This is a genomic window from Thiomicrorhabdus sp. ZW0627 (assembly GCF_029767005.1).
Lineage (GTDB): Bacteria > Pseudomonadota > Gammaproteobacteria > Thiomicrospirales > Thiomicrospiraceae > Thiomicrorhabdus.
Genome location: NZ_JARUQR010000001.1, coordinates 728817 through 742119, shown reverse-complemented (window position 1 = coordinate 742119; position 13303 = coordinate 728817). Strand labels below are relative to the sequence as shown.

The 13303-nt window shown below is 46.2% G+C and carries 9 protein-coding genes; 8 read left to right on the top strand and 1 reads right to left on the bottom strand.

From position 1 onward, the window contains the following. Nucleotides 1–240 precede the first annotated feature (240 nt). The 3 genes from QCB45_RS03550 (at nt 241) to rlmB (ending at nt 4849) form a co-directional block, all read left to right on the top strand. Nucleotides 241–1653, top strand: a complete 1413-nt coding sequence (locus QCB45_RS03550; RefSeq protein ID WP_279419274.1) for a dihydrolipoyl dehydrogenase — start codon at nt 241–243, stop codon at nt 1651–1653. Nucleotides 1654–1778: 125 nt separating this feature from the next. Continuing rightward, nucleotides 1779–4118, top strand: coding sequence for a ribonuclease R (rnr, locus tag QCB45_RS03545; protein WP_279419273.1), 2340 nt, complete (start codon nt 1779–1781; stop codon nt 4116–4118). Next, nucleotides 4115–4849: a 23S rRNA (guanosine(2251)-2'-O)-methyltransferase RlmB gene (rlmB, locus tag QCB45_RS03540; protein WP_279419270.1), complete on the top strand. Its 735-nt coding sequence runs from the start codon at nt 4115–4117 to the stop codon at nt 4847–4849. Before rnr ends, rlmB begins: the two co-directional genes overlap by 4 nt. 104 nt (nt 4850–4953) lie before the next feature. Here rlmB and QCB45_RS03535 read toward each other — a convergent pair whose 3' ends face one another. Continuing rightward, on the bottom strand, nt 4954–6156 hold the full coding sequence (locus QCB45_RS03535; protein WP_279419269.1) for a PfkB family carbohydrate kinase: 1203 nt from the start codon (nt 6154–6156) through the stop codon (nt 4954–4956). A 512-nt stretch (nt 6157–6668) separates the two neighbouring features. Here QCB45_RS03535 and fnr point away from each other — a divergent pair. The 5 genes from fnr to QCB45_RS03510 all read left to right on the top strand — a co-directional run bounded on the left by fnr (nt 6669) and on the right by QCB45_RS03510 (nt 13297). Next, nucleotides 6669–7418 carry a fumarate/nitrate reduction transcriptional regulator Fnr gene (fnr, locus tag QCB45_RS03530; protein ID WP_279419268.1) on the top strand — a complete coding sequence of 250 codons (750 nt, stop codon included), beginning with the start codon at nt 6669–6671 and terminating at the stop codon, nt 7416–7418. A gap of 62 nt (nt 7419–7480) precedes the next feature. Further along, nucleotides 7481–8005 carry a peptidoglycan-associated lipoprotein Pal gene (pal, locus tag QCB45_RS03525; protein WP_279419267.1) on the top strand — a complete coding sequence of 175 codons (525 nt, stop codon included), beginning with the start codon at nt 7481–7483 and terminating at the stop codon, nt 8003–8005. A 113-nt stretch (nt 8006–8118) separates the two neighbouring features. Next, on the top strand, nt 8119–10755 hold the full coding sequence (gene pepN / locus QCB45_RS03520) for an aminopeptidase N (RefSeq protein WP_279419265.1): 2637 nt from the start codon (nt 8119–8121) through the stop codon (nt 10753–10755). A 49-nt stretch (nt 10756–10804) separates the two neighbouring features. After that, nucleotides 10805–12187: a hypothetical protein gene (locus QCB45_RS03515; protein WP_279419264.1), complete on the top strand. Its 1383-nt coding sequence runs from the start codon at nt 10805–10807 to the stop codon at nt 12185–12187. Between the two features lie 93 nt (nt 12188–12280). Then, entirely contained in the window at nt 12281–13297 is a 1017-nt protein-coding gene (locus QCB45_RS03510; protein ID WP_279419262.1) for a hypothetical protein, read from the top strand. Nucleotides 13298–13303 lie beyond the last annotated feature (6 nt).

The window sequence follows — 13303 nt, the reverse complement described above, 5'->3', positions numbered from 1 at the left end:
GTTAGTCGAGCGAGCTGTTTTAACCAAACTAGGCGCCATGGGAAATGATGAGTGATTCATTTTAGCCAAGTTTGAGACTGAGACAAGTCATAATTCATCTTTATATTGTGAGGGTTAGTATTAGTGTCATAAGGCTAAGATATAATTGCAATTGTTTATACTCCGTCTAAAGAAACGTTAAGATGTATTTAGTGGTTTGGCGCTTGGAGTGGAGCAGAAAATTTATGTGGGGTATGGCTTATGCGAAAGGTTGAATATGCGATTCTGGGAGCAGGTTCGGCGGGTTTGACCGCACTTGGAGTGATTCGAAAGCGCACGGATGATTTTGTGATTATTAATGGTGGCCATTACGGCACCACTTGCGCACGAGTCGGCTGCATGCCTTCCAAGACGCTGATTCAGTCGGCCAATCTGTTTCATAAACGGAGTGAATATGATGAATTTGGATTGGAAGGTGCTGAAGCTGTGTCGGTTGATGTGACAAAGGTGATGGAGCGGGTTCGACGTTACCGAGACCTTTTTACGGCCGGTGTACAGTCCGGTACGACAGATACCTTGAAGCCCGGTCAGTCAATTTCTGGTTTCGCCAAGTTTGTAGCTCCCAATCGGATTGAAGTGAATGGTGAAATCATCGAGGCGGAAAGAATCATCATTGCGACCGGCTCTCGACCTGTTGTACCAACTCCCTGGAAGGCGTTAGGTGATCTGCTTCACACGAGCGATACCATTTTCGAACAGGTTGACCTGCCCAAAAGCATTGCTGTGATCGGGTTGGGGGCGATCGGGTTGGAGATGGGACAGGCTATATCCCGTTTGGGAACCGAGGTGTACGGGTTTGAAATGTTGGAAAGAATTGGCGGGTTGTTTGTTTCCGAAGTGAATCAGGAGGCACAATCGTTGATTTCAAACGAGTTCCCGATGTACCTTGGTGAAGCCGCTCAACTTGAAAGAAGAGGCAACCGGGTACTTGTGAAAACGTCCAAAGTGGAAGTGGAAGTGGATGCGGTTTTGGCTTCTTTGGGGCGACGTCCTAATATTGACATGCTCGGTTTGGAAAAGGCCGGAGTTCCTCTGGATGAAAAGGGGATGCCGGTTTTTGATTTGAATACGATGCAAATCGGCGATCAGGCAGTCTTTATGGCTGGGGACGTCAATGCTTATCGCCCGATTCTGCATGAGGCGGGATATGAGGGAAAAATGGCGGCTTTGAATGCGGTGAATTATCCGGAAGTGACGGCATTCAGGCGCAAAGCGCCGATTGGGATTGCGTTTACCGAGCCGAATATCGGCGTATTCGGTACCTGTTACCATGAGCTGGATCCGGAAAAACTTGTGATGTCGACCTTTTATCTGAAGAATAATAATGTTCGTGCCATGGTGATGGCGGAAGATAAGGGAGTGATCTGTCTTTATGCCGACAAGCAGAGCAAAAAGCTGGTCGGCGGGGAAATGGTCATGCCGCATGCAGAGCATTTTGTTCATTTGCTGGCCTGGGCGGTGGAGAACGAAATGACTGTGGCGGAATTGATGACAATGCCTTTTTATCACCCGGTTTTGGAAGAAGTCATACAATCTGCAATCGAAAAGTTGTATTATGCGGCTTATGAAGATGAGGAAAGGGCGTCTTCGCCAGAATTAACAGTAATGCAATAAAAAGTAACCGTTTTTTGGTATAATGTTGCGAATTTTTATTAATTTAGCCCCGTTTGAACTCTGTTTTGTGTTGGATTAAGTGCACGATTCGAAGGGTCACGGGGCTTTAACTTAGATGGTATCGAGTGACTAGTCAACAATCTCAAGAACAACGTGATCCATATGCTCAGAGAGAAGCTGAGAAATATGAAAACCCAATTCCAAGCCGTGAGTTCATCTCGGAGACATTAGAGGCAGCACAGAAACCTTTGCGTCTTTACGAAATCGCCAAGCTGGTCGAAGTTCCTGAAGAAGATGAGGAACGTTTCGAGGCACTTTCCCGACGCGTCAAAGCCATGGTTCGAGATGGACAGCTTGTCCGTAATCGACGCGGTGCTTTCGGGCTGTTGCAGAAAATGGATCTGATCAAGGGGCGTGTTTTAGGTCATCCTGACGGATTCGGTTTCGTGGTGCCTGAAGACGGCGGTAAAGACCTGTTCTTATCTGAAAAAGAGATGCACAAGGTTTTGCACGGCGACATCGTCATTGCATCCGTAACCGGTGAAGACCGTCGCGGGCGTCGCGAAGGGATGGTGGTCGAAATCTCCGAACACGCCAACCAGCAGATTTTAGGGCGTCTGGCATTTGAAGACGGGTTGGCTTGGGTTAGACCGAATAATACCCGAATCACACAGGATGTCTTCATTCCGCAAGATGGACTGCTTGATGCTAAAGAAGAGCAGATCGTACTGGTCGAAGTGATTCATCAGCCGTCTTTGCGTTCCGGTCCGATCGGTAAAATCGTCGAAGTGCTCGGTGATTACATGGCGCCGGGGATGGAAATCGATTCGGCCATTCATGATCATTCTATTCCGAATACCTGGTCCGACGAACTTCTAAAAGAATTGGAAGCGATTCCGGATGTTGTAACCGAAGCGGATATGGAAGGGCGCAAGGATTTACGCGCTTTACAGCTAGTCACCATCGATGGTGAAGATTCCAAAGATTTCGACGACGCCGTATTTGCAAAACGCCGTAAGAACGGTTGGCGTCTGGTTGTGGCGATTGCTGACGTTTCACATTACGTTAAGCCGGGGACAGCTCTGGACAAGGAAGCGTATCTACGCGGTAACTCGGTTTATTTCCCGCAACGGGTTATTCCTATGCTGCCTGAAAAGCTTTCGAACGGACTGTGCTCGTTGAATCCTAAAGTGGATCGTCTGTGTATGGTAGCTGATATGTCCGTCAACGATGACGGAACCTTGGAAAGAACGCAGTTTTACCAAGCAGTTATGAACTCGAAAGCACGTTTGACTTATAACCAGGTACACGACATTCTTCAAAATAAAGACAGTGAATTCAGAAAGGAGTTTGCAGATCTTGTCCCGCATTTGGAAGAGTTGAATAGCTTATATCAGACTTTGGTGAAAGCTCGCGAAGAGCGCGGTGCTTTGGAGTTCGATACGGTCGAAACCCGAATTATCTTTGATGAGGCCCGTAAAATTGATTCAATCGTGCCGGTTGTTCGTAATGAAGCACACAAGTTGATTGAAGAATGTATGTTGATGGCTAACGTGGCTACTGCGCGTTATTTGAAGTGGCATAAGATGCCGATGCTGTATCGTGTGCATGAGTCGCCAACGGAAGAGCGTTTGAAGAACCTGAGAACCTTCCTTTCCGATTTCGGTCTGGAATTGGGCGGCGGTGACGAGCCGACCGGTCATGATTATGCCGCGGTCGCTGCAAAAGTTAAGGATCAGCCTTATGAACATCTTGTTCAGACGGTTCTACTTCGCAGTATGAATCAGGCGGTATACCAGCCGGAAAACAAAGGTCACTTCGGCTTGAATTACGAGCATTACACACACTTTACGTCACCGATTCGTCGTTATCCTGATTTGTTGATTCACCGTGCAATCAGTCATGTGTGGACTAAAAAAGGTTCGGCGGCATTTGCATACGATGACGCGAAGATGGCTGAATTAGGAGCGCACTGTTCGGATACCGAACGTCGTGCGGACGAAGCGACACGCGACGCCGTTACTTTCTTGAAGTGCGAATTCCTGTCGCATCGTTTAGGTGAAGAGTACGATGCGGTGATTACTGCAGCGACTAACTTCGGTCTGTTTGTCGAAATCGATCCTTTATATGTGGAAGGTTTGATTCACATTACTGAGTTGGGTGAAGATTATTTCCATTACGACAATGCACGCCACTGCCTGAAAGGTGAACGTACCGGTAAAGTCTACCGTTTAGGTGATCGAGTACGAGTTCAGGTTGCGCAGGTTAATCTGGACGAGCGAAAAGTCGATCTACGTTTTATCGCCGATGAATCTGCTACTGAAGAAGTGTCTGCTGAGGTGGAAGCTGTTGAAGGTGACGAACAGGGTGCTTCGGAAGATGGCGCGGAGAAAAAGAAGCGTAGAAAGAAGCGTTACTACAATAAGAAGAAACGCGGTTCCCGTAGCTCAAAAGGTAAATCGTGAAGCAGGACATCATTTATGGTTTGCACGCGGTTGAGAAGTTTGTCAAGCAATCACCGCATCTGGTCTACCGTTTAAGTGTCATCAAAGGCAGACTGAACAATCGCCAGCAGTCGTTGGTGGATCAGGCCAAATCTTTAGGTTTGACCGCTGAGTTCGTATCCAAGTCGGCATTCAATCAGGTCGACGGCAATCATCAGGGCGTCATGGCTTTGGTGGCATCAAGACCCGAAATGAACGAAAGCGATCTAGCTACATTGATTGAAAAGCTGGATCAGCCACTGTTCCTGTTTTTGGATGAAGTTCAGGATCCTCACAATTTAGGCGCTATCCTGCGAACCGCAGATGCGGTAGGCGTAGATGCCGTCATCATTCCAAAACACAATTCCGTCGGTATGAATGCGACTGTCCGTAAAGTAGCGTCAGGAGCGGCAGAAAACGTCAATCTGATTGTCGTTTCCAATCTGGTTCGTACCATCAAGGCGATGCAGCAAGAGGGAATGTGGATGATTGGTCTAGCTGGTGAAACGGATCAAACGATCTATCAGCACAATCTGACGGGTTCCATCGGTATTGTGATGGGGGCGGAAGGAAGCGGCTTGAGACGTTTGACGAAAGAAGCTTGCGACCATTTGGCGGCCATTCCGATGCAGGGTGTGGCAGAGAGTTTGAACGTTTCCGTTGCGACGGGCGTAGCACTTTACGAAGCTTACCGACAGCGTCACTTAGGATAATCGTTTCTAAACTTCTTCTTTTAGTGCTTCTTGCTTTGAATAGAAGTTCTTTTTCAAACCCGACAGGCCTGTCGGGTTTTGTTTTTTAGGGTTGTTAAGAGTTCTTATACCAGGTAAATGTCGCCTTTGTCATCTACTCGGACTTCAACCGCTTCTAATGCTTCATCCCAGCAAGGACCTTCAATGCAGACGCCGTCTTCGATTCTGAAGAAGGCATCGTGAACCGAGCATTTCATGGTTTTTTCAAAAGGATTGACGTCAATTTTGTAGGCTTCGTTCAGTGGTACGTCCTGATGAGGGCAGTTGTTCACATAGGCCTTCACGCCATCTTCGTATTTGATTAGAACCACCGAGTTCGGGCCGTTGTCCGTATCGACAACCATTGTCTTGGCGTTGCTCAGTTTGTTGATGTTGGCAATCGGCTTGGCAGGCTCCATGGCTTCAAGCAGGTTGTCTAACCCATGCTTAAGACATTTCTGTGCCGCTAACTGGCTTGCCGCTTTTACCGCTTCCGCTAAAGAAGAACCGGAAATCAGGTGGTGTATGACGCCTGCATTGAACGTATCGCCGGCACCTAAGGTATCAACAACCGGTGTGACCGTTTCTGCCGGTACGTGGGAAATGCTACCGTTTGCCGGGCATAACCAGGCTCCTTGATCCCCCCAGGTGCAAATCAGATTGCTGTTAGGCAATTGAGGCTGTATCGCCTTCAATAGCTCTTCACCGTTCGCATACCCCTTGGCGGAGGCGTAATGGTGTGAGAAAAAGATCAGGTTGGCTTGTGGAAGCAAGCTTTCAATCCCGTCACGAGGTTTTTCAACTTCAAGCGAAATAGGCTGGTGACTCAAAAAGGTTTTGGCGATATTGAGCATGCCTTGAAGGTTTTCTACATTACGCCCCTCAAAATGCAGCCAGTCGTATTCTTCGATTTCGATTTTCGCGAAGTGGTCGAAACTCAGTTCGGGAAGGTCACGGTAATGCACGATGGCTCGGTGCCCGTTTTGAGCATTGAGCGTGACGTAAGAGGTTGGAGTGCGTCCTTTTATAAAGCGCTGAATATGCTCAACGTCGATCTTACGCTCTTTGAGACCGTTGACTAATTGTTTGGCTTCGTTGTCTCCGCCAGTCGTTGTGCAGATTGAGGTTTCGTGTCCGAGCTGAGATAAAACGTAAAGTGAGTTGCTGACGTTTCCGCCGATTTGAGTATGGCGATGGCTGGCACGAAGTTCTTCGTCATCATGTAGGGCGTGTGGGACTTTTAAGATAATGTCTAAAACAGCGTTACCGATTCCGAGAATTTTTGCCATGTTGAACCTTTTCTGTAATTTGAAATGAACTTGTATTGCAGATGTGAAATTGGTGTGTATTTTAGCATAGTAGGCCTTTTTTGATCATAATTGGTTTGTCAAGTGGATAATTTTGGAATGAAGTGAATAAAATCATCAAAAAGCTTGACAAATAAATAGCCTGTTTTAGTTTTTATATCTAAATATTGTTTTATGTTTGGTATGTAACGTATTGTTTTGTATGAAATATAAGTAATTGTTTTTGGGGGCGTAAAATCATTTAATTAGCTTGTGCATTATCCACAGAAGCTGTGGATAACTTTGTGAGTAACGTAATAAAAAGCAACTTAAGTGCTTTAAATTAGCCGATAAATATTAAATTGCTTATTTTTTAAACAGTGGATTAAGTGCGTAGAAGATCAGGATGAATTCTTTGCCAGAATAAAATAAAAAATAAAAATGGTGTATCGGTGGTGAAAAAAAATTTAAAAGCTATACAATCATGTTTATGTACTAAATAGAATCGATGTTTTATGACCGACGTTAAAATGGCTTTTAACGCAAGTTGTTTGAATTGCGGCTTGCAAAAAATATGTTTTCCAACCGGGCTGTCTAAAACGGAGATGGATAAACTTGATGATATTGTGCAAAGGAAAGCGCCTTTGCAAAAAAATCAGATGCTGTTTTCCGCCGGTGATAAATTCACTTCTCTGTTTGCAATCCGTGCGGGAGTCATAAAGGTCTACTCTTTTTCGGATGGCGGGGAAGAGATCATTCATGGATTCTATTTGCCCGGCGATGTTGTCGGAATCGATGCGCTTGCGTCAAAAGTTTACATGTTCAATGCAATGGCATTGGATTCGACCAGTGTATGCGCCGTTCCTTTCGATGAATTGAGCGATTTATCACAAAAAATTCCCCATCTGAATCAGCAAGTATTTAATATAATGAGTAAAGAGGTGGTGGAAGGGCGTTTGCACTCTGAATTGTTGACCAAGAAGAATGCAGACCAGAGAATTGCACAGTTCATCTGGAGCATGGCAGAGCGTTTCAAAAGCCGAGGCTACCACTACCTTGAGTTTCGTTTAAGTATTCTGCACAGGGACGTAGCTGTTTACCTAGGTTTGACACCAGAGACGGTTTCCAGAATTCTGGCCAAACTTCATCAAGACAACGTTGTCACGTGGAAAAAGAAAGAATTGCAGATTCATGACGAAGTCGCCCTTAGAACTTTGGCCGGCAGTCATTTTTGTGATTCTAACTCCAGCGTAAAAGCTGTATAGTATGTATGGTTAATGTTGGTTTTACCTAAAAAGTTTTTTAAAAAAAGAAATGGATGGATGAAATGAAAGTACAAAGTTTAAAACTATTATTCTCAGCGGCTTTTCTAGGATTGATGCTTGCGGGATGTAGCTCGACTCCAACTGCAGAAGGCGATGCTGAAGCGGCAAATCAGGAAGTGATGGATAAGACCGTTGTCGAAACTTCGGTTGCAGATCAGAGCTCGGCTAAATCAACAGATTTGAATGACATGCAGGCGAAACTGGCTGGCATGGTTGTACGTTTCGATTTCGACCGTTCTGAAGTGAAATCTGAATTTTTCGATGTTATCAAAGCCAACGCGGAATACATGATGGCGGACAGCAGTGCGAAAGTGACTGTAAGTGGTCATTGTGACGAGCGCGGTACACGTGAATACAACTTGGCATTGGGTGAGCGTCGTGCGAACGCGGTTAAGGATGCATTGATCGCGGAAGGCGTGAGCGCAGACCGTATCACCGTTATCAGTTATGGTGAAGATAATCCGGTAGCGGAAGGTCATAACGAAGCGGCTTGGTCACAAAACAGACGTGCAGAGTTTTCATACTAAGTATTTCTGAAACAGATCAAACTTGGTAAAGCCTTCCTGACTTGTTAGTCAGGAAGGCTTTTTTGTTTATAATTCTTGTTTTTAAAACCAAATTAAAAAATTAAAGAGTGGTTATGAGTACAGAGGCCCCAACAGTCAATTATTTAGCAGATTACCAATCCCCGTTTTATTCAATCGAATCGGTATTTCTTGAATTCGATTTGCAACCTCAGCAGACGGTGGTGACCAATACCATGAAGTTGCGGGCGGAGCAGCCTGGACAACCGTTGGTCCTGGCGGGGGAAGAGCTTGAATTAATCAAAGTGCTGTTGAATGGAGAGGAGGTGACCGAGGCCTGTCGAGTTGATGATGAGACGTTGACTCTGGAAACGGAATTGCAGACATTTGAGCTGACGGTCGTCACTCAGATATCTCCGCAAACCAATACTTCTTTGGAAGGCCTGTATCGCAGTAGCGGAAATTACTGTACTCAATGTGAAGCGGAAGGCTTCAGAAAGATTACCTATTTTCTGGATCGTCCGGATGTTCTGACTTATTTCACTACTAAAATTGTCGCGGATAAGAAAGCGTGCAAGGTGTTGCTGTCTAACGGCAACTTGGTCGAATCTGGCGATTTGGAAGGCGATCGCCATTACGCCATCTGGGAAGATCCGTTCAAAAAGCCGTCTTATCTGTTTGCGTTGGTCGCCGGTAATCTGGAGCATATAGAAGATCATTTCATTGCGGCGGACGGTCGTAAGATTGTATTGCGTATTTATGTGGAAGAACGCAATATCGACAAGTGTCAGCATGCGATGGTGTCGTTGAAAAAATCAATGAAATGGGACGAAGATCGTTTCGGACTCATTTACGATTTGGACATTTACATGATTGTCGCAGTCGATGATTTTAATATGGGGGCGATGGAGAACAAAGGCCTGAACGTTTTTAACTCCAAGTATGTTCTTGCCAAACCGGAAACGGCAACAGATGTCGATTACGAAGGCATTGAAGCCGTCATCGGTCACGAGTACTTCCATAACTGGACAGGGAATCGTGTGACCTGTCGTGACTGGTTTCAGTTGACGTTGAAGGAAGGTTTGACGGTATTCCGCGATCAGGAATTTACCGCTGATATGCTTTCTCCGGCCGTGAAACGCATTGAAGATGTCCGTCGCTTGAGAAACAACCAGTTTCCTGAGGATGCCGGACCGATGTCGCACCCGATTCAACCCCAGTCTTATATCGAGATGAATAACTTCTACACCATGACCGTGTACGAGAAAGGGGCTGAAGTGGTCCGACTTTACCATACGTTGTTGGGCGAAGAAGGATTCCAGAAAGGGATGAAGTTGTATTTTCAACGTCATGACGGTCAGGCGGTGACCGTGGAAGACTTTAGAAATGCAATGGCGGATGCTAATGCTATCGACTTGTCGCAGATGCATAACTGGTATGTACAGTCGGGCACACCGACACTGCGTATCGAAGACCGTTACGATCCCGAGACCCGAACTTATACGTTGCAATGTCAACAATCTTTGCCGGAACAGGAAAGCGAATTCAAGCCGCTGTTGATTCCAATTAAGATTGGCTTGTTGTCAGAAAACGGTGAAGTCCTGACGTTCACGGTTCAGCCGGGTGTGGATTTCGAAACACTGAATGGGGTCGAAGAGGTTTTGCTGACCATGACGGAAGAGACGCAAACGTTCGTGTTTGAGAATGTCGAATCCAAACCGGTTCCTTCTCTTCTAAGAGGGTTTTCGGCGCCGGTATATCTTGAGTTCGATTATTCAGCAGAAGCATTGAGCCTGCTTAGCCGTTCCGACAACGATTCATTTGTACGTTGGGAAGCGTTTCAGACATTGGCTTTGAACGAAATCAAGCTTAATATCGGCCGTTATGAGCAACAGCAGGTACTGCAGGTTTCCGATGCCATGAAGGCTGCATTTAGCGGTGTTCTACAGGATCATGCTGCTGACCGTGCCTTGACCGCTTTGACTTTGACTCTGCCGGACCTAACGTATATCGGTGAACAGTTTGAAACCATCAATGTTGATGCCGTCTATGAGGTTCAACGTTGGTTGCGTATGCAAATGGCCGGTGCCTTTAAGGCTCAGTTGGAATCAGTTTATGCTGAACTGGCTGGACAACAAGGAGACTATCGTTACGATAAGGATGATATAGCGGGTCGTATGCTCAAAAACGTCTGTCTGGATTATCTGGTACTTTTGGAAGATCGCTTTACACTGGCAGAAGAGCAATTCAAGGCTCAGCAGAACATGACCGATGTTTTGGCGGCGCTCAATGGTATTGCGCACACCGACCACAAAAATCGACAGGCCTGTCTGGATGAGTTTTATCAGAAATGGATGCATGACCCATTGGTATTGGATAAGTGGTTCGCTTTGCAGGCCGGTTCGCATCATGTGCATGCGTTGGAACACGTTAAAGCGTTAGTATCGCACCCGGATTTCACCTATGAAAACCCGAATAGGGTACGAAGTGTGCTTGGAGTTTTCGGGCGTTTGAACTTGCTTGGATTCCATCGTGCGGACGGTGAAGGGTATGAATTCCTAGCTGACCAAGTGATCAAGCTGGATAAGATTAATCCTCAGGTTGCGGCGCGTATTGTCGCCCCGTTTACGCACTGGAAGCGTTATGACCAGCTTCGTCAGGGGCAGATGAAATCCGCCTTGAAAAAGATTTCAGCCGTAAAAGGGCTTTCCAAGGATGTGTTTGAGATTGTTTCCAAGTCGTTGTCGGCTTAGTGGAGCCTATGAGGGAACACGGTTTGATTAAAGTAGGTTGTTTTCGATTATGCTTAGAATAGATCGGTCAATCCGTTTTCCTTATTTTAAAAGGGCGGCACTCTGCTGCGCTTTGATATTGGCGGCGCCTGCGGCAAGCCTTGCCGGGCAGGAGGAAAAGCCGAAACTCTCTTTGCAACAGCAAATCGAACAGATCGATCAGGAAATTGTTTTATTGCGTGCCGAACTGGCGCGTAACAATGGTGATGTCGAAGGGCTCAAGCGATACATTCGAGAGCTCGACGAGATGGATTTGATTCCTGGCTACAAAGCACGTTTCGAATTGCTCAAGGCGTTTCTGAAAGAGCAGGAAAATAAGCCTAAACCTTCCGTTTCTGTTGAGGCGTCGTTTCACTTGCCGGATATGAATGGCACGGTGGTCGTATTGTTGCCGCTGAGCGGCGAGTATTCGGTTGTGGGTGAAACAATTCTATCCGGACTTACGGAAAACTGGCCGCTTTCGAAGCAGCCAGTCGTATTGGATACTGCGATTTACGATAACTTATTCGAGCTTTGGGAGTTGGTCAAGCTGTATTCGCCCGACTTCATTATCGGTCCGTTGGATCGGTCGCGTTCTCTGGCATGGCAAGCGTTAAATACCAATATTCCGACGCTTTACCTGAATCAGCTAGATCATTTCAATCAAAACGAAAAGGGACTCTCACCGAGTAAGATGTCAGGATTGCCACAGTTGCAGGCCTTTATTGAAAAAGGCGGCTATAACCACCTTCTTGTTCTTAAAGACCGTTCTGAACACTCCGAAAAACTCGAGCAGAAATTCCAGCAGGCCTGGTTGAAAGAGAACCCCTATACTTCTTATGAATCCATCGTCGTGACGGACAGGGTCGATCAGGCAGTCAATACTGCATTGAATATTCAAAGCTCCATGAGTCGTCATAACTGGCTGCAAAAGACCCTGCAGACCCGTCTGGAGTTTGAACCGCGTGCTCGTCAGGATATCGATGTTGTGATCGATTTTCTGAGCCGTGGGGACGCTGTTCAGGTGAAGCCCCTAATCGATTTTTACCATCTGAATCGTACCTTGAACTTATGGTACCCATCCGTCTATCCTTCCCGTTTAGAGCTTCAGGCACACCTTGGTGCCTGGCAGCAGACTTACGCCTTCCTTCCCCCTTATTTAACTCAAATGGACGACTCTGATGCCGAAGAAAATGTTATCGAAAGCAAAACTGGCCTGTTTTATGCTTTAGGAGAGTTGTCGGCAAAGATCGTCAATAATTTCCGCATTTTAGAACCCGAACAGATTATTGAATATTCGCCTTTAGGCGAGCTGATCAGCGATTCTTATGGAGAGTTGCAGTTGTTGCCGAACGTCTACTGGTTGGATGACAAGCAGTTGCAGCCAGTGCCGGAATTGCCGTTCCGCTTTTGATTGAGCGTGACTCCGGGATATTGAATATAAGGCTTGCTCCACTTAGTGTGGATGAAATTATTTTTTCCATAAACGATAAAAAAGGAAAAGTTTGTGGCATCGGTTGATGAAACTTTCGATCCTAATGATCTAGACAGTATTGATGCGTTACTTGACGAAGCCGAACAAGAGGTTTCCGAGAACCTTGAAGAAGAGGCGCTTTTGGATGAAGAAGCGGTAAGAACGCAGGATGTCGATGTTCAAACGGTCGAGCCAGAGAGTGAACCACAGATTGCCGATCCGGTAGAAGAGGTCGACCGTGTTGAGCAGGTCGACAATATTGAATCGGTTAAGAATTCAGAGCCTGCAAAGAGCTTGGATTCGGATAGTGAAGACTTTTTATCTAAGCGTGCAGCGGCACAAAACCAATCTAAAAATGGATTATCGGCGGCAGAGATGGATGCTATAAAAAAACTCGTTATTATTTTTGGATCAGTCATTATTGTTCTCGCGTTGGCTTTGATCGGGATTGGTATCTGGGGGGCATTATCCGCCTCAAAAGGACTGGATGAAGAGACGCAAGCGATACTGAATGAGATCAAGTCTGGAACAGAGCAGAATACGCTCGGTCAGGTATCCAGCTCTAAAGCCATGGAAACCATGGAAAAGAAATTGGATGCGCTGAGTTTCCAGATGGAGCAGATAACGGCGGATATTGCCGCTTTAGAAAGTAAAGTGAAAGTGTCTGCCGCTACGCCAGTGGCTATCGCTATACCGAGTGATTCCACAAAATCTCCGGAGGTAAAAGGAAGTAGTGTTCCAGAACCGGTTTCTGCCGGAGCCAGTGTCGCGAGCGGTCAATTGTCCGGAAAATTGAATTCCGTAGGCTATAAAGTGACCAAGGCGCAAAGACGGATCGACGAAGTGAATCGACGTGTCAAGAAGCTACAGGGACAATATGCCACGCTGTTGCATAGTGTAAAAGTGGTTGAAAAGCAGATCCTCGATCAGCAGGTAAAGGCCCAGAAAGAAAAAGAAGTGGATAAGAAAGCTCAGGAACAATCTGGTTATCAATATTCTGATCCAGATGGAGCTGGTTACGGTCAGGTTCAACCGGATACTTATCCTTAAATAGAA

Bases quoted from the DNA above. Each gene is read 5' to 3' on its own strand.
- QCB45_RS03550 (WP_279419274.1), top strand. From the start codon at position 241: ATGCGAAAGGTTGAATATGCGATTCTGGGAGCAGGTTCGGCGGGTTTG.
- QCB45_RS03535 (WP_279419269.1), bottom strand. From the start codon at position 6,156: ATGGCAAAAATTCTCGGAATCGGTAACGCTGTTTTAGACATTATCTTA.
- fnr (WP_279419268.1), top strand. From the start codon at position 6,669: ATGACCGACGTTAAAATGGCTTTTAACGCAAGTTGTTTGAATTGCGGC.
- pal (WP_279419267.1), top strand. From the start codon at position 7,481: ATGAAAGTACAAAGTTTAAAACTATTATTCTCAGCGGCTTTTCTAGGA.
- pepN (WP_279419265.1), top strand. From the start codon at position 8,119: ATGAGTACAGAGGCCCCAACAGTCAATTATTTAGCAGATTACCAATCC.
- QCB45_RS03515 (WP_279419264.1), top strand. From the start codon at position 10,805: ATGCTTAGAATAGATCGGTCAATCCGTTTTCCTTATTTTAAAAGGGCG.